Genomic DNA, 24804 nt, shown 5'->3' with positions numbered 1-24804 from the left:
CTCGATGGACGTGATACTAAATCAGTTATTCGCAGGGCTGAGCATGGCTTCGATCCTGCTCATGATCGCTCTGGGGTTGGCGATCATCTATGGTGCGATGGGTGTCATCAATCTTGCGCATGGCGAGTTCGTGATGCTGGGTGCTTATGCGGCATGGGCCCTGCAGAGCTATGCCGGCTTTAGCATCATCGTGGCGCTGCCCTTTGTTTTTATCGCCGTCGCCGCTGTGGGTTGGATCATCGAAAAGGTGATCGTGCAACGCCTTTACCACCGCCCTCTGGACACGATCCTAGCGACCTGGGGGATCGGCATTATCCTGCAACAACTGGTGCGTCTGTCGGTCGGCGCCGAGTCGCGCTTTGTCAAAGGCCCCGAGATCCTGAGTGGAAACACTCAGATTGGCGGCCTGATCATGTCAAACTACCGCTTGTTTGTGATCGTTTTCTCGCTTTCCGTTCTCGCCGCGTCTTGGGCACTCATGACCAAGACAGAGTTTGGCATGAAGCTGCGCGCCGTCATTCAGAACCGCAAGATTTCTGAATGCTACGGGATAGAGGCAAAGAATATATACTCATTCACCTTTGCCTATGGTGCGGGGCTTGCGGGCATCGCCGGCGCACTCATCACCCCGCTTTTCAGCACAATCCCTACCATGGGCACTGGCCTGGTGGTGGATGCCTTTCTTGTCGTCATCGTCGGGGGCCTTGGCAGTCTTTTGGGGGCGGCCACCGCATCCGTTCTTATCGGAGAGGCAACGGCGCTGTTCTCAATGCTGTTCAATGACACGTTGGGGCGCATCGCGGTCCTTGCGGGGATTATCGTCCTGATCCGGTTCCGCCCGCGTGGCCTCTTCCCATCCAATACCCGCCGTTGAGGAGCGCACTATGACAACCAGATTATACTATGACCTCGCGGCACTGGTCCTCTTTGCCCTTGTGATCGTGCTTGGTGTTCCCGCGCTGATGGGCTTTGACGGGTTTGAGCTGAATACCTTTGCCCGTTATCTCGCATTGGCGATTGTTTCACTGGCCCTTGCCCTGTCTTGGGGAAGCGCGGGGTTGCTCAACCTTGGTCAGGCTGCAACCTTTGGCATGGGATCTTATGCCATGGCCATGCATCTCAAGCTGAAGGCCAGCGGCGAGGCATTGCCGGATTTCATGGGCTGGAACAATGTTCCGGAACTGCCGTTGCTTTGGGTTCCGTTCCACTCTCTCGGCTTTACCCTGTTGGCCGGGCTCCTGGTGCCGGCATTCGTGGGGGGGCTGATTGCGATCTTCATGTTCCGCGCGCGAATTGCCGGCGTCTTTGTCGCGATCATCACCTTGGCCTTTTTGGTGGCGTTTCAACTGGTCGTGATCGAGCAGCAAGGGATCACGGGCGGGCAAAACGGCCTGACGGGATTGGCCCCACTCAGCCTGATGGGATGGACGGTCGATACCTACGGAGTGGGCTTTTACTACCTTGTTGCCGGTTGCTTGATGGCGGCGGTTACGTTTGGCCTCTATCTCACGCACAGCAAGTTCGGCTTGATCCTGCGCGCCATCCGTGAGGATGCAGATCGTACGCGGTTCTTTGGCTATAACGTGGCCAATTACCAGACGGTGATCTTCTGTATTTCGGCCGCGCTCGCTGGTTGGTCTGGCATGCTCTACACGCTGGTGCTGGAATTTGCCTCGCCCACTTACATGAGCGTCTCGTTCAGCTTGGCCATCGTTATCTGGTGCGCAGTGGGCGGGCGGGACTCGGTCATCGCAGCGGCGATTGGCGCGATTATCGTCAACCTGCTCGAAGGGCGCCTTTCCGACGTGTTCGTCGAAGGCTGGAACCTGATGCTTGGCGTGATCTTTGTTCTGGTCGTCATGTTTATGCCGCGTGGGCTTCACGGGGTGATCAGCGACCTTTGGCAAGGGCTGTGCCAGGGCATGCGCAAAGATCGCACGCCCTCTTCCACCCCAAATCGCGGCGCACAGCCGGTCAAATCTGGACAGGAGCGATAGCGATGAGCCAACTGCAAGTAACGAACCTGCAAGTGGATTTTGGCGGATTGCGCGCCGTTGATGGGCTGAGCTTTGATGTGGCCCAAGGCGAGATCCTTTGCCTTCTTGGTCCAAACGGCGCTGGCAAATCGACAACGCTTGACCTGATTTGCGGCAAGACACAACCCACAGGCGGCTCGATCCGTTTTGAAGGTACGGAAATCTCACAGATGCTGGAGTTCCGGCGCGCGCGTCTGGGGATCGGGCGCAAGTTTCAGGTGCCGTCCGTCTACAAGGAACTGACCGTTGCCGAAAATCTGTCAGTCGCGCGGTCGCGTCGACCGGGAATCTGGCACGCTCTCACGCGTTTTGCATTGTCAGACGGGCATGCAGCGGCCCCCATCCTCGAACGTGTCGGGCTGGAGGCAAAGGCAAACGATCTTGCGGGAAACCTGTCTCACGGCGAGACCCAATGGCTCGAAATTGCCATGCTGATTGCGCAGGACAGTCGGTTGATCCTGATGGATGAACCCACCGCAGGGATGACCATTCAGGAAACCGAGCGCACAGCCGAAATCTTTCGTGTGCTCTCTGACAGTCACACACTGATCGTCGTCGAGCATGACATGTCCTTTGTGCGCACCGTCGCTGACAGGATTGTGGTCATGAACCGTGGGGCCATGCTGGCGCAGGGTACGATCCAAGAGATCGAGACCAACGAAGACGTCAAAACCGCATATCTGGGGCATTGATCATGGAAACCATGCAGGCAAAGGACCTCTATTCCTTCTACGGCAAGAGCCCGGTGATACAGGGCGTCTCGTTTGACTTGGAGCCCGGCGAGTTCTTGGCAATCCTCGGGCGGAACGGCGTTGGCAAGACGACACTTCTCAAGTCGATCATGGGGCTAACAGACCGTTGCGATGGCGGGCTCATTTTTGGCGAACAGGACCTTTTGAGCCGAAGCACATCGCAAAGGGCAAAGCTGGGCATCGCGTATATCCCGCAAGGTCGCGAGATCATTCCGAACTTTACGGTTCGGGAAAACATCGTGATGGGCACTTTTGCCCGTCCTGACGGCAAGCGGGAAATTCCCGACTACCTCTTTGAGATGTTCCCAATTCTCGACGAGTTTATCGGGCGCAAGGGCGGCGATCTGTCGGGCGGACAACAGCAGCAACTGGCCATTGCGCGGGCCTTGGCGATGGATCCCAAAATCCTCATCCTCGACGAGCCGACCGAAGGCATCCAGCCCAACATCGTCAAACAGATCGAGGACGCCATTATCCGCCTGAATAGAGAACGCGGACTTGGGATCATTCTGGTCGAACAGAACGTCCCCTTTGCCCGCCGAGCATCTGACCGGTTCATGGTGCTCGACAAGGGCCGCGTTGTTCTAAGCGGGCTCAGCAAGGATCTCACCGACTCTGTCGTGGAGAAGCACCTGACCTTCTGAAGGTCAGGCAATCAGCAATGAAGCGCATCAAGGAAAGGAAAAGACATGAGACATGGTGACATCTCCAGCAGCGATACCACGGTTGGCGTGGCGGTCGTGAATTACAAGATGCCCCGGCTCCATACCAAGGCCGAGGTTCTTGAAAATGCCCACAAGATTGCGGACATGATCGTCGGCATGAAGCGGGGGCTTCCCGGTATGGATCTCGTGATTTTTCCGGAATACAGCACCCAAGGCATTATGTATGACCCCGACGAGATGATGGAGACCGCAGCCACCATCCCCGGCGAGGAGACCGAGATCTTTGCGGCGGCTTGCCGCAAGGCGAACACCTGGGGCGTGTTCTCGATCACTGGCGAACGCCATGAAGATCACCCCAAGAAAACCCCGTACAACACGCTGATCTTGATGAACAACAAGGGTGAAATCGTGCAGAAGTACCGCAAGGTGCTGCCTTGGAACCCGATCGAGGGCTGGTATCCCGGTGACAAGACCTATGTCTGCGATGGTCCCAAGGGACTCAAGGTCAGCCTTATCATCTGCGACGATGGCAACTATCCCGAAATCTGGCGGGACTGCGCCATGAAAGGTGCGGAACTCATCGTGCGGTGCCAGGGCTATATGTATCCGGCCAAGGACCAGCAGGTGATCATGGCCAAGGCCATGGCTTGGGCCAACAACACCTATGTCGCTGTCGCTAATGCGGCGGGGTTTGACGGGGTCTATTGCTACTTTGGCCATTCGGCGATCATCGGCTTTGATGGGCGCACCTTGGGCGAATGTGGCGAAGAGGAAATGGGCATCCAGTATGCACAGCTCTCTATTCCTGAGATCCGTGATGCCCGCGCCAATGACCAGTCGCAAAACCATCTCTTCAAGCTTTTGCATCGTGGCTACACAGGCATCCATGCCTCGGGCGATGGTGACAAGGGCGTGGCCGAATGCCCGTTTGAATTCTACCGAAACTGGGTCAACGACGCAGAGAAAACCCGAGAGCAGGTGGAATCCTTTACCCGCACAACTGTGGGTGTGGCATGCTGTCCGGTCGGCGGCTTGCCAACGGGGGCCAAGGAAAAAGAGGCGAATTGACCGGCCTCTTGCCCTCATTGGGAACGGCGCCTCAATGCGCCGTTCCATTTCCTCTCTAAGCTTCTGGAAATGCCATGCCTTTTTTGACGGACCGCTTGCACGACACTGCCCGCCAGCAAAAACTTGCGTCAGCACTGGCCGACGAGAATGCCCGTATGACTGGCGCATCGTCTACCAAGGGCCCGACACCAAACGCAGGCTTGCAAACTCGGTTTACTTTTGACCTCGACCAGGTCGAAGCCGAGTTGCGGGCGGCCATAATCGGGCAGGACGAAAGTCTCGAACAGCTTTTGGAAATTCTCAAGGTGGTCCGCGCCGATATCGGAGACCCCCGCAAACCCTTGGCGACAATTCTGTTCTGTGGGCCAACTGGCGTTGGTAAAACCGAGACCGTTCGCACCTTGGCGCGTGCGCTCTACGGGGATGCCGATGCGTTTTGCAGGATCGACATGAATACGCTTTCGCAAGAGCATTACGCCGCTGCCCTTACCGGTGCTCCGCCGGGTTATGTGGGGTCTAAAGAAGGGACGACCATTCTCGATCAGGAAAAAATCGAGGGCACACGCAACTTGCCGGGGCTTGTCCTATTTGACGAACTTGAAAAGGCAAGCAATGAGGTCGTGCTCGCCCTCATGAATGTCTTTGATAACGGGCTTTTGACTGTGGCCTCTGGCGAACGCACCTACTCGTTCCGAAATGCGCTTGTGTTCATGTCCTCGAACCTCGGGGCTCGGGAACTGATGGCCTTGGATGAGCACAGCGGTAATCTTTGGCAGCGTATCAGGAACTCTGGCAAGTCACGGCGTGAACGTGCCCACGATATCGTGATGAACAGCCTCTTGGATCGGTTCCCACCAGAACTTGTCAACCGGATAGATCATGTTGATACATTCAACTGGATATCACGCGACAAGATGCCAGCTCTGGTTGATGTCGAGATGGCCAGGTTGAACCGTAGGCTCAGGAAACATGAACTGTCGTTGAGTATCAGCACAACCCTGAGGGATTTTCTTTCGGTAGAGGGATATGATAAGCGGTTCGGCGCGCGAGGGCTACGCCGGGCCATCCGGCGCAACCTAGAATTTCCATTGGCAGGTTTTCTGCTTGACGGGCCCGCCCCGGATGCACCCGCCTCTGGTCAGGCTATGACCTTGGTGTTCGCAGATCATAAAGATGGCCAGGTCCAGTTCCAATACTCCTGAATGAAGGCATCAATACGTGACACAAAAGGAAAGCTGGAAGATCGGATTGCTCTTTTCAACGACGGGCGTCACCTCGATCATTGAACAGTCGCAGCTGAATGGCGCGTTGCTCGCCTTGGATCAGATCAACGCGCGCGGCGGTGTGCGCGGACGCCCACTTGAGGCGGTCAGCTATGACCCCGGCTCGATTGTGACCCAATACGGAGAGTTGGCCGAACGCCTGATCGTGGACGACAAGGTAAGCGTCATTTTCGGCTGCTACATGTCGTCGTCGCGCAAAGAGGTTTTGCCAGTCGTCGAGCGCCGGAATGCCCTGTTCTTTTATCCCACGCTTTATGAGGGTTTTGAATATTCGCCAAATGTCATCTATGGCGGGGCCTGCCCGAACCAGAACAGTGTGCCGCTAGCGAACTACCTGATGAGCGCTTACGGCAAGCGGATTTTCTTTGTCGGCTCCAACTACATCTACCCCTACGAATCCAATCGTGTGATGCGCAATGTCCTAAGGCAAGGTGGTGGCGAAGTCGTTGGCGAGCGGTATTTTGATCTTGAGACGCGCGCCGAGGGGTTCCGCGCTGTGCTCGATGAAATCCGGGATGCGCAGCCAGATGCGATCTTCTCAACAATCGTGGGTCAGTCCTGCATCGAGTTCTACCGTGCCTATCATGCTGTGGGTGGCGATGGACGGGTTTGTCCGATTGCCAGTCTTACCACGAACGAAGGGGAAATCAGCGCTATCGGCGCTGAGGCCGCCGTTGGCCACATCACAGCCGCCCCCTATTTCCGGTCGATCAGTTCCTTGGCAAACCGTCGCTTTCTGAAGGCCTATGAACAGAAATTCGGTTCCACTATTGATGTCACCAGTTGCTGCGAAGCGGCTTATAGTCAGGTGCATCTGTTCGCGGCAGCGTTAGAGGAGACCGGGGAAATGGATACTGATTGCCTGCGAGAGGCCTTGTTGGGCGAAGCCTTCGATGCGCCCCAAGGCCAGATCAAGGTCGATCCGGACAATAACCACACCTATCTGCAATCCCGGATAGCTGTGGTCAACTCTGAGGGAGAGTTTGAAATCGACCTCAAGGTGCGTCGCGCGATCAAGCCGGACCCCTATCTCGTTTACCCGGCGATCCATGATTGGAGCTTTCGCACGCATAAGGTAACGACAAGCGGCGGGCGTCATGCATGACCTGATCCAGGACTTACGGGATCAAAACGTTCTCTTGGTGCATCCGCGTGACCGTAGCGCAGATGAGCTTTTGCAGCAGGTAAACAGGATCGGCTGTAGTTTCGAACATATGTGGCCGCTACCCCGGACCCTACCGGACAAGTTCGATATGGTTTTCGTAGACGTCACGGACCAATCACCTCAGGAATTGAAAGCATTTCTTGACCGGCGCGAGCGCCCGATCACGACGATTGCCATTGTCGGCTATGAAAACCCATCCACGTTGGATGTCATCCTAGAGATTGGCGCACATTCGGTATTGATGAAACCCGTGCGCGCAGCAGGCGTGCTGAGCAGCATGTTGATGGCTCGGCGATTTCAATCTGAACAAATGCGCTATGAAAAGGATCTGTCGAAGCTGCGCGAAAAACTTGAGAATGTGCAGAAGGTGAATGATGCCAAGTTTATCCTGATGCGGCACCGGGGTATCACCGAGCGCGAAGCCTATGATCTCATCCGCAAACAAGCGATGGCAAAGCGTACAACGACCACCGAGATTGCACAGTCCATCATCAATGCAGAGAGCATCCTGAGTAACATGGGCGACACCTAGAGCTGTCGTTCTCCCTTTCTCTCCAATCGACATCATTCCCCTAGGTCGAAGGTGGCTAGTGTTTCAGTCTGCAAAAGACTGGGCCCGCAGAGCCGCGTTCTTGGCCGCGTCATGATACTCTTTTGGCATGTGAAGGCTCAGTTTTCCCCGTCCGTTCAAAGCCATGTGTCAGGTCGCTTTTGATGCGCTTTTGGAAGCTGCGGCAGCCTGCCGCATTGGACTGCGGCGCTTTGCTCTAATTTCAAGTGGTGCATTCATCAAAGTGGGAGACACCAAATGTTCAAGGGCCTAGGAATTTCAATCGGCATCATTTGCACAGGTATGCTGGGCCTGCCCGCCTTGATATTGGCGGCTCTATAACGCTGCTGACCGTGGAACGGCGGGCTGTTCAAATGCCTGTCTGAAAAGACAGGACTCGCGGCGGCCAAGAACCGAATGAGCGAGCGTGAGATTGATTGCCCCGCATCTTGGGGGTAAAGGTCGCATTTGCGTGCGGCATCTTGCTCACTTTGTCCACCACTCTGAGCATATTTCATTGCTAAAGATAGTGACGAAAGAGAAACTACAGCCCCGTTTTTCAACGGGGCTTTTTCTTTGGTGACCTAAGGGGGATAGGGTGAGAGGCTGGACAACGACCCAAGCGGGGCTCGTTACGGCTGCTTCCTTCCGGACCTGACCGGGTTGGCGAGGTGCCTGCCCGCGCCAACCTCTCAAGGGGTGATATAGGCCGCTGCTGCGGGATGCGCAAGGGTAGGCTGGGCAAACGGCAAGGGCATGCCGAGACGTAAGAACCCCGCGTCCGTAACGCCGAGGTCGACGGCGTCCAAGGCGGCGATGTCGGCGGGATGGGCGCGCAGGCCGGGGCCAGTCTCTATCGTGACGCGGGTTCCGGGCTGGGGCGCAAAGCGCCATGTGGGGCGCGGTGCCGGTACGACCTGGCCCACCGCCGCAACATGATCGGCCAGCAGATCACGCACCGTGCGGGTGCCAGAGTAGATCAACCCTCGTTCCGCCAGAGGCGCAAACGGCCCGCCGCCATGCGCGCGATAGCTATTGGTGGCAATGATGAAAGGCGTGTCTGGGCGGACAGGCTTGCGCGCAAAGCATAAATCTTGGATGCGCGCCGCCTTGGGATGAATAAGCGCACCAGAAAGATCGTAACGCGCTGGCTGACTTAGGTCGATGGTATAACTAAGCCCGTCGATCACATCGAAATCATACCCCGGCACGCTTGGATCAAGCAGTGGCTGATCGGGCAGGCCGGGGTTGATTTGGTTAAAGCAGATGGCGGCGCGCTCCAGCCAGTCGCGCAGGTCTGCCCCCGTAACCAATAGACCGCAGAGCGTGTTGGGAAAGCTATAGAGATCGGCGATGTGCCGCAGAAGAAGCGGGCCTTTGGGAATATCTGTGAAATGCGCAGGGCCCCCGCGCCCACCACTCTTGAAGGGGGCGGAGGCAGAGAGCAGCGGCAGCCCGGCGTGCGGGCTATTGGCCAAGGCCAAAGTCAAGGCGCGGCGCTGTGCGTCATTGACGAGATGCAGGATCGGATCGTCGCGCAAGAGGGTGAGATAACTGTGGAGTGGAGCCGCGGTCTGGCCGATCTCACGCGCTGTGAGGGCGAGGGTGTGGCGATGCGCGGCGTCGGCCGCGATGCAGATTGCTGGGCAAGGTTGCGCGCTGGACACAGCCAAAAGACGGGAGTCATGCCCAGTCACCTGCCATGCGTTGCCATCGTGGGTCAGGGTCAGGTCAAGCTGACCGAGGTGGTTGCCGCGAAATCCCGCCATCAGGCAGGGTGTATCGTGGAGGGTGCCGTTGCTCTCGTTCGCTCCGGCTATGCCATTGTGATCGGTGCTGGGAAAGCTTTTGTGGCTGTGGCCTGCCAGAAGCGCGTCGATGCCGGGCAGGCGGGCAAGCGCGCGGGCGGCGTTTTCCATAAAGGGGCGGTCGGGGCCGGGGTCGATGCCGGTATGGGCCAAGAGCAGAACCAGATCCGCCCCCAAAGCGCGCAGGGTGGGCACCCAAGCCCGCGCGCTCTCGACCATATCGCGCACGTCAATCCGGCCCGACAGACGGGCGTGATCCCATGTCAGGATTTGTGGAGGCACAAGGCCTAACAGACCAATCCGCAAACTATGCGATCCACCATCGCGATCCTGCATCTGCTTGTTGAGCAGCAGATAGGGTGGCAAAAGGGTTGTATCGTCGACCGGCGTCCCGCCACGGCGCGTCAGCACATTACAGCAGGTCAAGGGAAAGCGTGCCTGAGCAAGCGTTTCCATCAGCCACTCAAGGCCAAAATTGAACTCGTGATTGCCAATTGTACCCGCATCATAGCCGATATCGTTCATCGCCGCGAGGATTGGATGTGGTCCGGTCCAACCGTTATCGGGTTGTGCAGTAAGATCGGTGAGCGGCGTGCCTTGCAGAAAATCGCCGTTGTCCAGAACCAGGCAATTTTCGGCTCCGACTTCGGATCGTGCGCGCTTTATCTGTGTTGCAAGCCGGGCCAGACCCCACGGGCGGTCGGGCTGGTTGGTGTAATAATCAAAAGGCAGAAGGTTTCCGTGGACATCGGTGGTCTGCAATATCCGCAGGCGCAGGGTGGCGCCACAGGCGGATAAAGGGTGCGTCTGAGTAATGGTGGATTCGGTCAAATCGTCAACGCTCTGAGGCCGGGTTCACGCCCGGAGGTGCCGTGGAATTCAAACCGCCTTTGCTGGCTGCAATCATAATAGTTGCCAGAGGCTTAGGCAGGTTTGCACGTCTGCGTGTCCTGGGCAATACACTATAAGTTGCAAACTGTCATGTGCCCATGCTTTGTGCCGCTTGGGGCTTGTCTTGCGGTCATGGGCGTTGTGTAGAGGGGCAGGCAAAGGAGACGCGTGATGCGAACGTCGGAACAGGTTACATTCGGGGGATCAGGGCTGGACCGGGCGGATGAGCTACGCTCTGACGAAGGCTTGCTTCAGGCGGCGATGACAGAGGGACGTGCGCGGTCGATCGTACTCTGGCGGGGTAAGCCGCTCTTGCGCGCAGAGACGCTGGATGAGTTGGTCATTTTGGCGCCGGATCATCCTGTTTTGACACGGTACAAGGTGCCGCCGATCCTATTGGGGCGAGATGAGAGTGGCGACCTGATCTTGGCGCATGACATTTCCGCTTGGGTGCCACCGGGGCTGGAACCGGATCAGCTTGATAGCTTTCTCGATGCCTCCGAGCAGGTGCATCCGGACCTGCCAGAAGAAAGCGCCTTTGCCGAGTTGCGTCGGGTGATGACCCGGCTCAGCCCACGCGATGCAGAGCTGGCAGCGACGGCCAAGGCGGTGTTTGGCTGGCACCTCACGCACAGGTTCTGCGCGCGCTGCGGCAAAGAAAGCCGGATGATCCGCGCGGGATGGCAACGGGCTTGCGATCACTGTGGCGGTCAGCATTTTCCGCGCACCGACCCTGTGGTGATCATGTTGATAACGCGTGGAAATTCGGTTCTGATGGGGCGATCTCCGGGGTGGCCCGAGGGGATGTATTCTCTTTTGGCGGGGTTCATAGAACCGGGCGAGACCATCGAGGCGGCGGTGCGTCGCGAGGTCTGGGAAGAGGCAGGGATCAAGGTGGGACGGGTCAGTTATCTGGCAAGCCAGCCTTGGCCATTTCCCGCATCGCTCATGTTTGGCTGTCGTGGCGAAGCGCTGAGCGAGGATATCACGATTGATCCGCATGAGATTGAAGACGCGCTGTGGATGAGCCGTGAAGAGATCCTCTCGGCTTTTGCTGGCGAGCATCCGTTCCTGATGCCTGCGCGCAAGGGAGCGATTGCGCATTTCCTGCTTGAGAACTGGCTTGCCGACTGTCTGGATTGAGGCAACAATGCGCGTGGGCAAAAGCGATAACAAACCGAAAAGGGCGGTCTGGGGATGCAGTTCACCGGCAAGGAAGACATTGAAGCCCCCATTGAGCGGGTTTTTGAGGAAATAACGGACTTTCAAGGGTTTGAGCGCTCGGCTTTGCGGCGTGGCGCGGATGTGCGGCGCACTGACAAGCTAAAGGTGCCAGGGGTCGGCATGAGTTGGCATGCCGTGTTCAAACTGCGTGGCAAGCAGCGCAAGGTTGATGTGACCGTTGCTGAATATGATCCGCCCAATGGAATCAAGCTGGGTGTGATCTCGCCCGCGATTGAGGGGCAGATGGTTGTGGAACTGGTGGCGCTGTCGCGGGGGCGGACGCGGATGACGGTCACGCTGGTGTTGCAGCCGCGCACCTTGGCGGCGCGGTTGATGATGCAATCGCTGCGGCTGGCACGCAATAACCTGACCAAACGGTTCAAGGTGCGTCTGGCGGAATACGCGGCAGAGGTTGAGGACCGGTATACGCGATCCCTCTAAAAACAGCGTCGGTATTCAGTCGGTATCGTGTCGGCGCGGATCAGCAGGGTAAACGCCCAAGATTGTGACGTTCGAGGTGAAGTAATCGAGCTCGTCAAGCGCGCGGGCGACAGCCGGATCATCGGGATGCCCCTCGATATCGGCATAGAACTGCGTCGCGGTGAAGGAGCCGCCGACCATATAGCTTTCGAGCTTGGTCATATTGACGCCGTTTGTGGCAAAGCCTCCCATCGCCTTGTACAGGGCTGCCGGGATGTTGCGGACCTGAAAGACAAAGGTCGTCATCATGCCATTCTCGCCGCGTGCCGCGAAATCCGGTTCGCGCGCCATGACGAGAAAGCGGGTGGTGTTGTTGCCCTGATCCTCGATATGCCGGGCAATCACGTCGAGGCCATAGATTTCGCCCGCAAGTTCGCTGGCAAGGGCCGCCATTTCCGGCTGTCCTGCTTCGGCGACGTGGCGGGCGGAGCCAGCGGTATCGGCGCCGGTCACGCGGTGGATACCGTGGCGTTCAAGAAAGGCGCGGCATTGGCCCAAAAGCATGGTGTGGCTCATCGCGCTTTCGATTTCGTCGAGGCGTATGCCGGGCAGGGCCAAGAGGTTGATATGCACCCGCACGAACGCCTCGCCGACAATGTGCAGACCCGATTCGGGCAAGAGGTGATGGATGTCGGCGACCCGGCCAAAGGTGGAGTTCTCGACCGGCAGCATGGCAAGCTCCGCTTGTCCCTCGCGCACGGCAGAAATTGCATCCTCGAAGGTACGACAAGGAAGCGCCTCCATCTCGGGATAGGTCTCGCGACAGGCTTGATGCGAGTAGGCGCCAAGCTCTCCCTGAAAGGCGATGCGGTCGGTCATAGGTGATTTTCCGTATTTTTGGGCCGGTCGGGCGTTTGGTCGCGGAAACTACACCTTGCGCGCCGGTAGGGGAAGCGGATAGATACGCGGCCAACGACGGATCAAATGGAAACGGGCCTATGTTTGACACAATGACGATGACAAAGACCGCGGGTGCGCTGTGCGGCGCGCTCTTGGTGTTCCTTTTGGGCAATTGGGCCGCTGAGTCTATCTATTCGGTGGGCGGGGGCCATGGCGAGGATCATGCGCAGGGCTATGTGATCGACACCGGCGCAGATGAAGCGGAAGAAGTTGTGGACGAGGGCCCGAGCATCGCCGAGTTGATGGCGTCCGCTGATCCGGCCAATGGCGAAGGCCTGTTCCGCAACTGTGCCGCCTGTCACGCGGTGGTTGATGGCGAAAACAAAGTGGGCCCGCATCTTTATGGTGTTGTGGGACGTGAGGTTGGCGGCGTCGCCGATTACGGTTCGTATTCCGGCGCTCTGACTGCCGTCGCGCAGGTCTGGACCCCGGTTGAGCTGGATGCGTTTCTGGAGAACCCCAAGGCTTACGCGCCCGGAACCTCGATGGGCTATGCCGGGATGCGCAAGGCTGAGGATCGTGCCGATCTGATCGCCTATCTCGACCAGACCGATGGCACGACTTTTGAAATGCCGGTGGAAGAATCCGCGGCAGAGCCTGCGGCAGAAGAAGCGGCAGCGGAGCCTGCGGCAGAAGAAGCGGCAGCAGAGCCTGCAGCCGAGGAAGCAGCAGCGGAGCCTGCAGCGGAAGAAGCAGCGGCTGAACCTGCGGCTGAGGAAGCGGCGGCAGAGCCTGCAGCGGAAGAAGCGGCAGCGGAGCCTGCAGCGGAAGAAGCTGCGGCTGAACCTGCAGCGGACGCCGGCGCATCCGATTTTGCGGCACTCGTGGCTGCGGCGGATATTGCTGAGGGTGAAAAGCTCTATCGTCGCTGTGGTGCCTGCCACAAGCTGGAGGATGGTAAAAACGGGGCTGGTCCGCACCTCTTTGGGATCGTGGGCCGTGACATCGCCAACGTCGAGGGCTTTGCCTATTCCGACGCGCTCAAGGGCCTTGAGGGCACATGGACGCCTGAAAAGTTGAGCGACTGGATCGAAAACCCGCGTGCGTTCGCGCCCGGCAATCGCATGGGCTTTCCGGGCCTCAAGGATGAGGCGGATCGCGCAAATTTGATCGGCTACCTGCAAAGCGCCGCGAACTGAGCCGCGCCACATTGAAAAAAAGGCCGCTGCCCGGTTTGGGTGGCGGCCTTTTTCGTAGGCAGAGGACAGGATCGGCGCTTGAACAAGACGCGCCCCCTCCTTAGCTTGCCAGCACGCGATGAAGCACCAGATAATGGGTGCGGCAGGAGGAGGATGGCATGACCGTACGGAACACCCTGACCAAAACCCGAACCTTTGCGAGTCTGGTGCCATGGCGGCTTCGGGTGACGATGATCGGGTTCTCGATTGCGACGCTGATGGCGCAGGCGGTCTTGGCGCAAGATGAGGTGATCTCGTCTCATGGCTATTCGTTTTACGGCGATCTGAAATACCCCGCCGATTACGCGCATTTCGACTATGTGAACCCCGAAGCGCCCAAGGGCGGGGAAATTTCGCTTTTTGCGCCTGGTACATTCGATTCGATGAACCCCTACGCGCGGCAGGGGCGGGCCGGGCGGCTGTCTTGGATGGTTTACGAGAGCCTGCTGGGCGCGTCCGAGGCGAGCGGCGAGCCACTGCCGGGAGACAGCTATAACGAGGGCTACGGTCTCTTGGCGGAACGCCTGGAATATGACGCTGGCAAAACATGGGTAATCTTCCACATGCGCCCCGAGGCAAAGTTTGCCGACGGCACGCCGGTGACGGCGCATGACGTGGTGTTTTCACACAACCTGTTTCTGGAGCAGGGGCTGAAATCCTATGCCGATGCGGTCAAGCGGCGGGTGCTGAGCGCCGAGGCGCTGGATGATCACACCGTCAAGTTCACCTTTGCGGAGGGGATTTCACGCCGGTCGCTGATTGATCAGGTGGGCGGCACGCCAGTGTTTCCACGCAAATGGTATGAGGACACCGGCGCGCGGCTGGATGAGCCACGGCTGGAGGCGGCACCGGGATCAGGCCCCTATCAGGTCAAAAGCTATGATGTGAACCGCAACATCGTCTATGAGCGCAACCCGGAGTATTGGGGCTGGCACCTGCCAATCAACAAGGGGCGGCATAATTTCGACCGCATCCGGATCGAGTATTTTGCCGATGACAATGCCGCGTTCGAGGCGTTCAAGGCGGGGATTTACACATTCCGGCCTGAGGGAAATTCCAAGACATGGGCCACCGGATATGATTTTCCGGCGGCCAATGCGGGCTATGTGGTCAAAGCGGAATTGCCCGATGGATTGCCGCCGACACCCTCGGGGTTCGTCTTCAATCTGGGCCGCGAAAAGTTGCAGGACAAGCGGGTGCGGCAAGCGATTGCGCTGGGGTTCAATTTCGAATGGACCAATTCGTCGTTGCAATATGACCTCTTCAAGCAGCGACACTCCTTTGTGCAGGACACCCCGCTCGAGGCCAAGGGCGCGCCCGAGGGGGCGGAATTGGCGCTGTTGCAATCCTTGGGCGATATCGTGCCCGAAGAGATGCTGACCGCGACTGCGGTGATGGCGCATACCTCTGATGGTGAGCGCCTGAATGACCGGCGCAATCTGCGCGCGGCCATGAAGCTTTTGGACGAGGCCGGTTGGGCCGTGGGCGGTGATGGCAAGCGGCGAAATGCGGCGGGCGAGGTGCTTAAGATCGAAATCCCGATTTCGGCCTCTGGCTCTGCCACCATGTCGGCGGTGGTCGAGAGTTTTGTGAGCAATCTGCAACTGATGGGGATTGAGGCCAAGTTCGACAAGATCGACGCCGCGCAATACACCGCCCGCGAACGGGATCGCGATTATGACCTGATCTTTGACAGCTATGTGGCGTTTCTAGAGGCGGGCACCGGCCTGCATCAGCGTTATGGCAGCAAGGAAGCGGCGTTCAGCCTGTTCAACCCGGCAGGGCTGGCAAGCCCGATGATCGACGCGATCATTGACCGCGCGCTCGAGTCAGCCAGCAAGGAAGAACAGGACGTGGCCTTGACCGCACTTGACCGTGCCTTGCGCTATGAGTTTTTCATGATCCCGACATGGTATCTGGACAAAAGCTGGGTGGCCTATTGGGATATGTATGCCTACCCAGACCCGCTGCCGCCCTATGCGACGGGCGTGCTGGATTTCTGGTGGTATGACGCCGACAAGGCGCAGGCGTTGAAAGACGCGGGCGCGCTGTGATCCCGAGGAGCCACTGAGATGGGGGCCTATATCCTGCGGCGGCTGTTGCTGATCGTGCCCACGCTCTTTGGCATCATGGTGATCAACTTTGCTCTGGTGCAATTCGTGCCGGGTGGTCCGGTCGAGCAGATGATTGCCAATATGCAGGGGCAGGGCAATGTGTTCGAGAGCTTTTCTGGCTCTGGCTCTGACACCGGGCAAGAGATGGTGGGGGCTGCCGGCGGCAATGACCAATACCTTGGGGCGCGGGGCCTGCCGCCGGAACTGATCAAGGAGCTGGAAGAGCAATTCGGGCTTGATAAGCCGCCCTTGGAGCGGTTTTTCAACATGATGTGGAATTACATGCGCTTTGACTTTGGCGAGAGTTATTTCCGCAAGATCGAAGTGCTGGATCTGGTTCTGGAAAAGATGCCGGTTTCCATTACGCTGGGCCTGTGGTCGACGCTTATTGCCTATATCGTGTCGATCCCTCTTGGTGTGGCCAAGGCGGTGCGTGACGGCACCAAGTTTGACACATGGACCAGCGGTGTCATCATCGTGGCCTATGCTATTCCGGCGTTTCTGTTTGCGATCATGCTGTTGGTGCTGTTCGCCGGGGGCAGCTATTTCCAGATCTTCCCTTTGCGTGGCCTGACATCGGATAATTTCGAGCAACTGAGCCTGTTGGGAAAGATCGGCGATTACCTCTGGCATATCGCCTTGCCGGTTCTTGCCTCGACCATTTCGGCCTTTGCGACGCTGACGCTGTTGACCAAGAACAGTTTTCTCGACGAGATCAAGAAACACTATGTGATGACCGCGCGCGCCAAGGGGCTGAGCGAACGCAAGGTGCTTTATGGGCATGTGTTCCGCAATGCGATGCTGATCGTGATTGCGGGCTTTCCGGCGGTGTTCATCGGAGTGTTTTTTGGCGGTTCTGTCCTGATCGAGACGATTTTCAGCCTTGATGGTCTGGGGCGGCTGGGGTTTGAGGCCGCCGTGGGGCGCGATTATCCGGTGATGTTCGGAACGCTCTTTCTCTTTGGCCTCATTGGTCTTGTGGTGGGGATCCTGTCTGACCTGATGTATGTGCTGGTTGATCCACGGATCGACTTTGAAAAACGGGAGGGCTGATCGGGTGATCCGTCTCTCGCCGCTCAACCAACGCCGGTGGCGCAACTTTCGGCGCAACAATCGGGCCTATTGGTCGCTGATCCTGTTTTCGGTGATTTTCACCATCACGCTCTTTGCCGAGTTTGTGGCCAATGACAAACCGATCCTCGTGCAATATCGCGGCGAACTCTACATGCCGATTTTCAGGTTTTATCCGGAAACAGAGTTTGGTGGCGATTTCGAGACCGAGGCGATTTACCGTGACCCCGAGGTGCGTTGTCTGATTGCGTCGGGTGGATTGGATATCTGTTTTGACGATCCCGAGGGCGTGATTGTGGATGCCGAGGATGGGGTGGTCGAGGGCGAAGAGATTGCCAAGGGTTGGGCGATTTGGCCGCCCATTCCCTATAGCTACAATACCACTGTGGACCGGCCCGGTGCGGCCCCGCTGCCGCCCAATGGGCAAAATCTGCTGGGTACGGATGACACCAAGCGCGATGTGCTGGCGCGGGTGATCTATGGATTCCGGTTGTCGGTGCTGTTCACGCTGATCGTGACGGCGCTCTCGTCGGTGATCGGCATCGCGGCGGGGGCGGTGCAGGGCTATTTTGGCGGGCGCACAGATCTTATTTTCCAGCGGATCATCGAAATCTGGGCCTCGACCCCGCAGCTTTATGTGATCATCATCCTTTTCGCGATCCTACCGCGCAGTTTCTGGCTGCTTGTCGTGATTACGGTGCTGTTTGGCTGGATGGCTTTGGTAGGTGTGGTGCGAGCCGAATTCCTGCGGGCGCGCAATCTGGAATATGTGCGTGCGGCCAAGGCGTTGGGCGTATCCAACCTCACGATCATGTTTCGTCACATGCTGCCAAATGCCATGGTGGCGACGCTGACGATGCTGCCGTTTGTCATCACCGGGACGATTTCGCTTTTGGCGGGATTGGATTTTCTGGGCTTTGGCCTGCCGTCCTCGGCCCCGTCGCTGGGGGAGTTGACGCTACAGGCCAAGCAGAACCTGCAAGCGCCCTGGCTCGCCTTTACCGCCTTCTTTGCCTTTGCCATCATGCTGTCGCTCTTGGTCTTCATTTTTGAGGGCGTGCGCGATGCCTTTGACCCCAGAAAGACCTTTGAATGAGTATGCTGGAGGTCAAAGACCTGCGGATCAGTTTTCGGCAGGACGGGCAGGTCATCCCGGCGGTCAAGGGCGTGTCGTTCAGCGTGGACCGAGGGGAAACCGTGGCGCTGGTGGGCGAGTCTGGCTCGGGCAAATCGGTGACGGCGCTGTCGACCGTGTCGCTTTTGGGGTCGTCGGCGCAGGTCACAGGCTCTGTCACCTATGCCGGGCAAGAGATGGTCGGCGCGGATGAACGGCGCCTGCGGCAGGTGCGCGGCAATGACATCAGTTTCATCTTTCAAGAGCCGATGACATCGCTCAACCCGCTGCACACATTGGAAAAGCAGTTGCGAGAAAGCCTAGAGTTGCATCAGGGGCTGACCGGCGATGCGGCGCGCGGGCGGATTGTGGAATTGCTCGAGCGCGTGGGTATTCGTGACGCAGCAAGCCGTCTGGGGGCCTATCCGCATCAGCTATCTGGCGGGCAAAGGCAGCGGGTGATGATCGCCATGGCCTTGGCCAACAAGCCCGACATCCTGATTGCCGACGAACCGACCACCGCGCTGGATGTGACCATTCAGGCGCAGATTCTGGAATTGCTGGCGGAATTAAAGCGCGAAGAGGGGATGGGCCTGCTCTTTATCACGCATGATCTGGGGATCGTGCAGCGCATTGCTGACCGGGTCTGCGTGATGAAAGACGGCGAGATTGTCGAGGCTGGGCCAGTGGCGGATGTCTTTGCAGCCCCTCAGCATGCGTATACCCGCAAACTGCTGAGCGCGCGGGCTGTTGGGCTGCCGTCGCCGGTGACAGAGGGAGCGCCGGTGGTGGCCGAAACCCATGACTTGCGGGTGTGGTTCCCGATCCAGAAGGGGTTTTTGAAACGCACTGTGGGGCATGTGAAGGCGGTGAATGCCGCCACGCTCAGCGTGCGGGCGGGCGAAACCCTAGGCATCGTGGGCGAGAGCGGGTCGGGCAAGACCACGCTGGCCTTGGCGATCATGCGGCTGATTGCGTCTGAGGGCGGCATCCGCTTTGCGGGTGAAGATGTGAATGGCTGGTCCACGCGCGAGTTGCGGCGGCGGCGGGCCGAAATGCAGATCGTCTTTCAAGACCCATTCGGAAGCCTGAGCCCCCGCATGACCGCCGCGCAGATCATTGCCGAGGGGCTGGGCGTGCATGGCAACCCCGATGGGCGGCCCGAGCGGGACTTGGTGGCAGAGGTGATGGACGAGGTGGGGCTGAACCCAGCCATGATGGATCGCTATCCCCATGAATTTTCAGGTGGGCAGCGGCAGCGCATCGCGATTGCCCGCGCCATGATCCTGCGGCCCAAGCTGGTGGTATTGGACGAGCCGACCAGCGCGCTGGACATGACCGTGCAGGTGCAGATCGTCGATCTCTTGCGGGAATTGCAGCGGAAATATGCGCTGGCCTATCTCTTTATCAGCCACGATCTGCATGTGGTGCGCGCCATGAGTCACCGGGTGATGGTGATGAAAGATGGCGATGTGGTCGAGGCGGGCGATGCCGAAACATTGTTTACCGCGCCACAAACCGACTATGCGCGCAAGCTGCTGGCAGCGGCGCTTGAGGGGCGCACAGAGGTGTGATCCCCTCAGATCGCCGAAGAATGGCCGTCGGCGTTCATCTCATAGGTGTCGAACTGGCGCGCGATCATGCGGGTCAGCGGGCGCGCCTCGAGCGGGATGGAAAGGCCGGTGGCGTCGAGTTTCAGATGCCCGTCAAAGCGGCGTTCCACGGCAGAGAGCATCGCCTGCAACTCTGCGGCGGGGATGGCAAATTCGCGGAAAATCTCGGTGCTATCAATGCGGAAATCGCACATCAGCATTTCGATCATACGCGAGCGCAGCTTGTCCTCGGGGGAAAAGATATGGCCGCGCGTGGTTGAAAAGCGTCCGTCGCGGATGGCACCGGTATGGGCCCCTGTCGCGGGCGCGTTCTGCGCATAGCCTTGCGGAAAGCGCGAGATGGAAGAGGCCCCCAAGCCGATCAACACCTCGGCGGTGTCGTCGGTGTAGCCTTGGAAATTGCGACGCAGCAGCCCGGATTTTTGCGCCACGCTCAGCCCGTCAGAGGCGGTGGCGAAATGGTCGATACCGATTTCGTCGTAATTGTCCCACAGAAACAGACGGCGCGCGGTTTCAAACAGGGCCAGACGTTCTTGCGGTGTGGGCAGGGCATCCGAGGGGATCATCTGTTGGCGCTTGGCCATCCACGGCACATGCGCATAGCCATAGAGCGCAACGCGGTCGGGATTGAGCGACAAGAGTTTCTGCACGCTCTCGGTGATGCGGGCGCGGTTCTGATGTGGCAGACCATAAAGGATATCGGCATTCAGGCTTTTGACGCCGCGGGCGCGGATTTCATCGACCGCGTGGCGGGTGATGTCATAGCCCTGCATCCGACCGATGCTCTTTTGGATTTGCTCGTCAAAATCCTGCACCCCGATTGAGGCGCGGTTCATACCGGCCCCCGCGAGCGCGTCGAGACGCGCGGCGTCTATTTCATTCGGGTCAATCTCGACCGAGAATTCGGTGGTGTCGGTAAAGGGGGCGATATCACGGATGGCCCCCGCCAATTCGCTCATCATGCCGGGCGAGAGAAGCGTGGGCGTGCCGCCACCCCAATGCAGGCGCGACAGGCGCACACCGCGTGGAAGCTGCCGACCCAGCATCGCGATCTCGGTCTTGAGCGTTTCAAGATAGGCCGCGACGGGGGCATCTGTCTGGGTGCCTTGGGTTCTGCAGGCGCAGAACCAGCAAAGCCGCCGACAGAACGGCACATGTACATAGAGAGAAATCTCTGCGCCTTCTGGTATCGCGTTGATCCAGCTTGTAAATTGATCCTGTCCCACATCGCGGTTGAAGTGGGGCGCGGTCGGGTAGCTGGTGTAGCGCGGCACTTTGGCATCAAAGAGACCCAGTTTGCCTAGTTGAGTTTTTGTGTCCATACCCCTAGAGTTAACAGGAACTTGCCATCCCGCATTGATTTAAATCAACCGACCCTGACAGCACCCCGAATAGTGGAAACTCCATGCTGAAAGAGAAAGCCTCGATCATCCCCCATGAATGCGGGGATTGTCCGATCCGGCATCGGGCCGTTTGTGCGCGATGCGAATCCGATGAATTGGCGCTGCTGGATCAGATCAAATACTACCGAAGCTACGAATCGGGGCAGACCTTGATATGGTCTGGCGATCCGATGGATTTCGTGGGTTCGGTCGTATCGGGGATTGCGACGCTGACCCAGACAATGGAGGACGGGCGCACGCAGATGGTGGGCTTGCTCTTGCCCAGCGATTTCGTGGGCCGGCCGGGGCGCAGCAGCGCTGCCTATGACGTTGTGGCGGTAACCGATATGGTGATGTGCTGTTTCCGCAAGAAACCGTTTGAAGAGATGATGGTGCGCACGCCGCATATCGCGCAGCGCCTGCTCGAAATGACGCTGGACGAGCTGGATGCGGCGCGGGAGTGGATGCTGGTTTTGGGCCGCAAAACGGCGCGTGAAAAAATTGCCTCATTAATGGCGATCATTGCGCGGCGCGATGCCACGCTGAACATGAACGGCACGCGCGGGCCGCTGGTGTTTGATCTGCCGCTGACGCGCGAAGCGATGGCGGATTACCTCGGCCTGACGCTCGAAACGGTAAGCCGTCAGGTGTCTGCTCTGAAGAAGGACGGGGTGATCGAGCTTGAGGGCAAGCGCCGTGTCACCGTGCCGGATTTCAACCGCCTGCTGGAAGAGGCGGGTGATGACAGCGACGGCGGCATGCTGATCTGAGGCCTTGCGCCTTTTGCAGGGCTTCATCTGGCTCTAAATACCTCGGGGGTTTGGGGGCTGGCCCCCAATCCGCCCAAGCTGCGATATTTCCCTAATGCGCCATGAAAACCGGCATGGTCGCCTGTTCCAGCATATAGCGGGTGGCACCGCCAAAGATTGCCTCGCGAAAGCGCGAGTGGCCATAGGCCCCCATCACCACCATATCGGCATCCATATCGCGGGCATGGCGCAAGAGCACGTCCGAGACACGGGGTAGGGTTTTGGAGAGCACGTCAATCTCGACCTTGACGCCGTGACGCGCGAGGTATTGCGACAAAAGCCCACCGGGATCCGAGCGGTTGGGCCCATGCGTCGGCGGGTCGATCACCACCACATGCACCACATCCGCCTCTTTCAGCAGGGGCAGGGCGGCGCGCACGGCACCAAGCGCCTCGTTGCTTTCGTTCCAGCCGATCATGATCCGGCCCGGATTGGGCACCGGCTCGCCACCGGCGGGGGCGATAATGACCGGGGTCCGCGCCTCGAACAGGGCCGATTCGGTCGCAGGTTCCAGTTCGGCTCCGCGGCCCTTGCCATAGGGCTGCGCCAGAATGACCAGATCCGAGAATCGCGCCCGGGCCGCAACATGCCGCCCCAGATCGGCCAATTGGCTGACGCCCGCCTCAACCGCCCAACGTAGGGATGAATTCTTGAGCAGGGCGCGGGCTTTGGTCTCGATGGCGGTGGCCTCTTGCTGGGCGCGGGCAATCGTTTCTTGCAGCACGATGGCGCTGGCGCCCGAATAATAATAGCCCGATTGGCTTCGATCCACGCCCAAGCAGAGCACATCAAGATGGGCATCATAGCGGGCAGCCATGCTGGTGGCATGGGCCAAGGTTTCCTCAACAAGGGACTCATCGGTCAAAACGGAAAACAGGCTGTTGTAGGTCATGTCGCATTCCTTTGACTGTGTCACACGTTATGTCACCTTAGGAGTGTATTGCCGGGGCTGCTTTGACGCGGATCAATTGATCAAAGTCAGTGTTTTGACACAGATCAAGGATAGTTGAGTCTGACCCTAGCATTACGGTCACAGTCTAACGCGCCTGCGCGGGTCACGGCGACTCGGGCAGAAAGAGACGAAGGGACGCAACATGACGAATTATATCAAGCTGATCGTGCTTGGTCTGGTCACGCTTCTGGCGTTGATCGCGGCCAATTATGCGCGCGATCTGGCCTATCTGGTCAACGCGCTGACGGTGGCGTTGGTGGCTGGTGGGCTTTTTCTGTGGACCCTGCGCCACACAGACGAACCGAAATCCCAAGTGGATCTGTCGGGGGAATACATGGATGGCGTGGTGCGCGCCGGGGTGATTGCAACGGCCATCTGGGGCGTTGTCGGTTTCCTTGCGGGCACGTTCATTGCCTTTCAGCTTGCCTTTCCTGGGCTCAATTTCGATTGGGCGCAGGGTTATGCGAATTTTGGTCGGTTGCGTCCGCTGCACACCTCGGCGGTGATTTTCGCCTTTGGGGGCAATGCGCTGATCGCCACGTCGTTTTACGTTGTGCAACGCACCTCTGCGGCGCGTCTCTGGGGCGGCAATCTCGCGTGGTTCGTGTTCTGGGGCTACCAACTCGTGATTGTTCTGGCTGCGACCGGCTATTTGCTGGGTGCCACGCAATCCAAGGAATATGCAGAGCCTGAATGGTATGTCGATCTGTGGCTGACGGTGGTCTGGCTGGCCTATCTGGCTGTGTTCCTGGGCACGATCGTCAAGCGCAAAGAGCCGCATATCTATGTCGCCAACTGGTTTTACCTGTCGTTCATCATCACGGTGGCAATGCTGCATGTGGTCAACAACCTGAGCATTCCGGTCTCGATCTTTGGCTCCAAGTCGGTGCAGGTCTTCTCCGGCGTGCAGGACGCGATGACACAGTGGTGGTATGGCCATAACGCCGTGGGCTTTTTCCTGACGGCAGGTTTCTTGGGCATGATGTATTACTTTGTGCCCAAGCAGGCCGAACGCCCGGTTTACAGCTATAAGCTGTCGATCATCCACTTTTGGGCGCTGATCTTTATCTACATCTGGGCTGGTCCGCACCACCTGCATTACACGGCGCTGCCGGACTGGGCCTCGACGCTGGGCATGGTGTTCTCGATCGTGCTGTGGATGCCGTCCTGGGGTGGGATGATCAACGGTCTGATGACGCTCTCGGGGGCATGGGACAAGCTGCGCACCGATCCGGTGATCCGGATGATGGTGATTTCCATCGGGTTCTACGGCATGTCCACCTTTGAAGGGCCGATGATGTCGATCCGCGCGGTCAACTCGCTGTCGCATTACACGGACTGGACCATTGGGCACGTGCATTCTGGGGCGCTTGGCTGGAACGGTATGATCACCTTTGGGGCGCTCTACTTCCTTGTACCGAAGTTGTGGAACCGCGAGCGGCTCTATTCGCTGAGCCTTGTGAGCTGGCATTTCTGGTTGGCCACCATCGGCATCATTCTCTACGCCGCTGCCATGTGGGTGACGGGGATCATGGAGGGCCTGATGTGGCGCGAAGTTGATGCCAACGGTTTCCTCGTGAACTCGTTCGCCGATACCGTGGCCGCAAAGTTCCCGATGTATGTGGTGCGCGGTCTGGGTGGGGTGTTGTTCCTCTCTGGTGCGTTGATCATGTGCTACAACCTCTGGATGACTGTAACACGTTCGCCGGCCGTCGCGCCTGTGAACAGTGCAGTCCCGGCTGAATAAGG

General features: G+C 58.6%; 21 protein-coding genes and 1 other RNA gene. 17 read left to right on the top strand and 5 right to left on the bottom strand.

Going from position 1 to position 24804, the window contains the following annotated elements:
- The first annotated feature begins 4 nt into the window (after positions 1–4).
- From urtB to ROSMUCSMR3_RS07520, 8 genes are all read left to right on the top strand, one after another.
- The gene (urtB, locus tag ROSMUCSMR3_RS07555; protein WP_008281571.1) at positions 5–874 is read left to right on the top strand and encodes an urea ABC transporter permease subunit UrtB; all 870 of its coding nucleotides are present in this window, start codon (positions 5–7) and stop codon (positions 872–874) included.
- Between the two features lie 10 nt (positions 875–884).
- Positions 885–1997 (top strand): urea ABC transporter permease subunit UrtC, encoded by a 1113-nt coding sequence (gene urtC / locus ROSMUCSMR3_RS07550; protein ID WP_081506921.1) that lies wholly within the window; start codon positions 885–887, stop codon positions 1995–1997.
- A 2-nt stretch (positions 1998–1999) separates the two neighbouring features.
- The gene (locus ROSMUCSMR3_RS07545) at positions 2000–2728 is read left to right on the top strand and encodes an ABC transporter ATP-binding protein (RefSeq protein WP_037297998.1); all 729 of its coding nucleotides are present in this window, start codon (positions 2000–2002) and stop codon (positions 2726–2728) included.
- Positions 2729–2730: 2 nt separating this feature from the next.
- On the top strand, positions 2731–3432 hold the full coding sequence (gene urtE / locus ROSMUCSMR3_RS07540; RefSeq protein ID WP_008281574.1) for an urea ABC transporter ATP-binding subunit UrtE: 702 nt from the start codon (positions 2731–2733) through the stop codon (positions 3430–3432).
- Between the two features lie 45 nt (positions 3433–3477).
- Positions 3478–4521: an aliphatic amidase gene (locus tag ROSMUCSMR3_RS07535; protein ID WP_008281575.1), complete on the top strand. Its 1044-nt coding sequence runs from the start codon at positions 3478–3480 to the stop codon at positions 4519–4521.
- Between the two features lie 74 nt (positions 4522–4595).
- Entirely contained in the window at positions 4596–5723 is a 1128-nt protein-coding gene (locus ROSMUCSMR3_RS07530) for an AAA family ATPase (protein WP_081506920.1), read from the top strand.
- 16 nt (positions 5724–5739) lie between these two features.
- Positions 5740–6909, top strand: a complete 1170-nt coding sequence (locus ROSMUCSMR3_RS07525) for a transporter substrate-binding domain-containing protein (protein WP_008281577.1) — start codon at positions 5740–5742, stop codon at positions 6907–6909.
- Positions 6902–7501, top strand: coding sequence for an ANTAR domain-containing response regulator (locus ROSMUCSMR3_RS07520; RefSeq protein ID WP_237183551.1), 600 nt, complete (start codon positions 6902–6904; stop codon positions 7499–7501). The genes ROSMUCSMR3_RS07525 and ROSMUCSMR3_RS07520 overlap by 8 nt, the downstream gene beginning before the upstream one ends.
- A gap of 614 nt (positions 7502–8115) precedes the next feature.
- Here ROSMUCSMR3_RS07520 and ffs read toward each other — a convergent pair.
- Together ffs and ROSMUCSMR3_RS07510 are read right to left on the bottom strand one after the other, a co-directional pair.
- Positions 8116–8214, bottom strand: an RNA gene (gene ffs, locus ROSMUCSMR3_RS07515) — signal recognition particle sRNA small type.
- Positions 8212–10158: a bifunctional 2',3'-cyclic-nucleotide 2'-phosphodiesterase/3'-nucleotidase gene (locus ROSMUCSMR3_RS07510; RefSeq protein ID WP_081506919.1), complete on the bottom strand. Its 1947-nt coding sequence runs from the start codon at positions 10156–10158 to the stop codon at positions 8212–8214. Before ROSMUCSMR3_RS07510 ends, ffs begins: the two co-directional genes overlap by 3 nt.
- Before the next feature lie 231 nt (positions 10159–10389).
- Here ROSMUCSMR3_RS07510 and nudC point away from each other — a divergent pair, with 231 nt between their 5' ends.
- Both nudC and ROSMUCSMR3_RS07500 read left to right on the top strand, forming a co-directional pair.
- Complete coding sequence (gene nudC, locus ROSMUCSMR3_RS07505; RefSeq protein ID WP_081506918.1) at positions 10390–11361, top strand: NAD(+) diphosphatase; 972 nt, start codon at positions 10390–10392, stop codon at positions 11359–11361.
- A gap of 201 nt (positions 11362–11562) precedes the next feature.
- Positions 11563–11883, top strand: coding sequence for a hypothetical protein (locus ROSMUCSMR3_RS07500; RefSeq protein ID WP_232279215.1), 321 nt, complete (start codon positions 11563–11565; stop codon positions 11881–11883).
- A 15-nt stretch (positions 11884–11898) separates the two neighbouring features.
- Here ROSMUCSMR3_RS07500 and ROSMUCSMR3_RS07495 read toward each other — a convergent pair whose 3' ends face one another.
- Positions 11899–12741, bottom strand: coding sequence for a prephenate dehydratase (locus ROSMUCSMR3_RS07495; RefSeq protein ID WP_008281583.1), 843 nt, complete (start codon positions 12739–12741; stop codon positions 11899–11901).
- A 137-nt stretch (positions 12742–12878) separates the two neighbouring features.
- On the opposite strand from ROSMUCSMR3_RS07495, the gene ROSMUCSMR3_RS07490 reads away from it, so the two are divergent.
- The 5 genes from ROSMUCSMR3_RS07490 (at position 12879) to ROSMUCSMR3_RS07470 (ending at position 19873) form a co-directional block, all read left to right on the top strand.
- Entirely contained in the window at positions 12879–13961 is a 1083-nt protein-coding gene (locus ROSMUCSMR3_RS07490; RefSeq protein ID WP_237183550.1) for a c-type cytochrome, read from the top strand.
- 158 nt (positions 13962–14119) lie between these two features.
- On the top strand, positions 14120–16054 hold the full coding sequence (locus tag ROSMUCSMR3_RS07485) for an extracellular solute-binding protein (RefSeq protein WP_420541229.1): 1935 nt from the start codon (positions 14120–14122) through the stop codon (positions 16052–16054).
- 18 nt (positions 16055–16072) lie between these two features.
- On the top strand, positions 16073–17167 hold the full coding sequence (locus ROSMUCSMR3_RS07480; protein ID WP_008281586.1) for a microcin C ABC transporter permease YejB: 1095 nt from the start codon (positions 16073–16075) through the stop codon (positions 17165–17167).
- Positions 17168–17174: 7 nt separating this feature from the next.
- On the top strand, positions 17175–18281 hold the full coding sequence (locus ROSMUCSMR3_RS07475) for an ABC transporter permease (RefSeq protein ID WP_081508572.1): 1107 nt from the start codon (positions 17175–17177) through the stop codon (positions 18279–18281).
- On the top strand, positions 18278–19873 hold the full coding sequence (locus ROSMUCSMR3_RS07470; protein ID WP_037298003.1) for an ABC transporter ATP-binding protein: 1596 nt from the start codon (positions 18278–18280) through the stop codon (positions 19871–19873). The genes ROSMUCSMR3_RS07475 and ROSMUCSMR3_RS07470 overlap by 4 nt, the downstream gene beginning before the upstream one ends.
- A 5-nt stretch (positions 19874–19878) precedes the next feature.
- On the opposite strand, the gene hemN is transcribed toward ROSMUCSMR3_RS07470, so the two are convergent.
- Positions 19879–21234: an oxygen-independent coproporphyrinogen III oxidase gene (gene hemN, locus ROSMUCSMR3_RS07465; RefSeq protein ID WP_081506916.1), complete on the bottom strand. Its 1356-nt coding sequence runs from the start codon at positions 21232–21234 to the stop codon at positions 19879–19881.
- An 83-nt stretch (positions 21235–21317) separates the two neighbouring features.
- On the opposite strand from hemN, the gene fnrL reads away from it, so the two are divergent.
- A complete protein-coding gene (gene fnrL / locus ROSMUCSMR3_RS07460; RefSeq protein ID WP_008281590.1) occupies positions 21318–22064 on the top strand; it encodes a transcriptional regulator FnrL in 747 nt (248 codons plus the stop codon).
- 91 nt (positions 22065–22155) lie between these two features.
- Here the strand turns inward: fnrL and ROSMUCSMR3_RS07455 are convergent, their stop codons facing one another.
- Positions 22156–22995 (bottom strand): universal stress protein, encoded by an 840-nt coding sequence (locus tag ROSMUCSMR3_RS07455; protein ID WP_081506915.1) that lies wholly within the window; start codon positions 22993–22995, stop codon positions 22156–22158.
- Positions 22996–23197: 202 nt separating this feature from the next.
- On the opposite strand from ROSMUCSMR3_RS07455, the gene ccoN reads away from it, so the two are divergent.
- Positions 23198–24802, top strand: a complete 1605-nt coding sequence (gene ccoN / locus ROSMUCSMR3_RS07450; protein WP_008281593.1) for a cytochrome-c oxidase, cbb3-type subunit I — start codon at positions 23198–23200, stop codon at positions 24800–24802.
- The last annotated feature ends 2 nt before the right edge of the window (positions 24803–24804 follow it).

Origin of the sequence: Roseovarius mucosus (assembly GCF_002080415.1) — a bacterium.
GTDB classification, from domain to species: domain Bacteria; phylum Pseudomonadota; class Alphaproteobacteria; order Rhodobacterales; family Rhodobacteraceae; genus Roseovarius; species Roseovarius mucosus_A.
This window is presented reverse-complemented; position numbering and strand designations above follow the sequence as displayed.

Bases quoted from the DNA above. Each gene is read 5' to 3' on its own strand.
- urtB (WP_008281571.1), top strand. From the start codon at position 5: ATGGACGTGATACTAAATCAGTTATTCGCAGGGCTGAGCATGGCTTCG.
- urtC (WP_081506921.1), top strand. From the start codon at position 885: ATGACAACCAGATTATACTATGACCTCGCGGCACTGGTCCTCTTTGCC.
- ROSMUCSMR3_RS07545 (WP_037297998.1), top strand. From the start codon at position 2,000: ATGAGCCAACTGCAAGTAACGAACCTGCAAGTGGATTTTGGCGGATTG.
- urtE (WP_008281574.1), top strand. From the start codon at position 2,731: ATGGAAACCATGCAGGCAAAGGACCTCTATTCCTTCTACGGCAAGAGC.
- ROSMUCSMR3_RS07535 (WP_008281575.1), top strand. From the start codon at position 3,478: ATGAGACATGGTGACATCTCCAGCAGCGATACCACGGTTGGCGTGGCG.
- ROSMUCSMR3_RS07530 (WP_081506920.1), top strand. From the start codon at position 4,596: ATGCCTTTTTTGACGGACCGCTTGCACGACACTGCCCGCCAGCAAAAA.
- ROSMUCSMR3_RS07520 (WP_237183551.1), top strand. From the start codon at position 6,902: ATGCATGACCTGATCCAGGACTTACGGGATCAAAACGTTCTCTTGGTG.
- nudC (WP_081506918.1), top strand. From the start codon at position 10,390: ATGCGAACGTCGGAACAGGTTACATTCGGGGGATCAGGGCTGGACCGG.
- ROSMUCSMR3_RS07500 (WP_232279215.1), top strand. From the start codon at position 11,563: ATGAGTTGGCATGCCGTGTTCAAACTGCGTGGCAAGCAGCGCAAGGTT.
- ROSMUCSMR3_RS07495 (WP_008281583.1), bottom strand. From the start codon at position 12,741: ATGACCGACCGCATCGCCTTTCAGGGAGAGCTTGGCGCCTACTCGCAT.
- ROSMUCSMR3_RS07490 (WP_237183550.1), top strand. From the start codon at position 12,879: ATGACAAAGACCGCGGGTGCGCTGTGCGGCGCGCTCTTGGTGTTCCTT.
- ROSMUCSMR3_RS07485 (WP_420541229.1), top strand. From the start codon at position 14,120: ATGACCGTACGGAACACCCTGACCAAAACCCGAACCTTTGCGAGTCTG.
- ROSMUCSMR3_RS07480 (WP_008281586.1), top strand. From the start codon at position 16,073: ATGGGGGCCTATATCCTGCGGCGGCTGTTGCTGATCGTGCCCACGCTC.
- ROSMUCSMR3_RS07470 (WP_037298003.1), top strand. From the start codon at position 18,278: ATGAGTATGCTGGAGGTCAAAGACCTGCGGATCAGTTTTCGGCAGGAC.
- hemN (WP_081506916.1), bottom strand. From the start codon at position 21,234: ATGGACACAAAAACTCAACTAGGCAAACTGGGTCTCTTTGATGCCAAA.
- fnrL (WP_008281590.1), top strand. From the start codon at position 21,318: ATGCTGAAAGAGAAAGCCTCGATCATCCCCCATGAATGCGGGGATTGT.
- ROSMUCSMR3_RS07455 (WP_081506915.1), bottom strand. From the start codon at position 22,995: ATGACCTACAACAGCCTGTTTTCCGTTTTGACCGATGAGTCCCTTGTT.
- ccoN (WP_008281593.1), top strand. From the start codon at position 23,198: ATGACGAATTATATCAAGCTGATCGTGCTTGGTCTGGTCACGCTTCTG.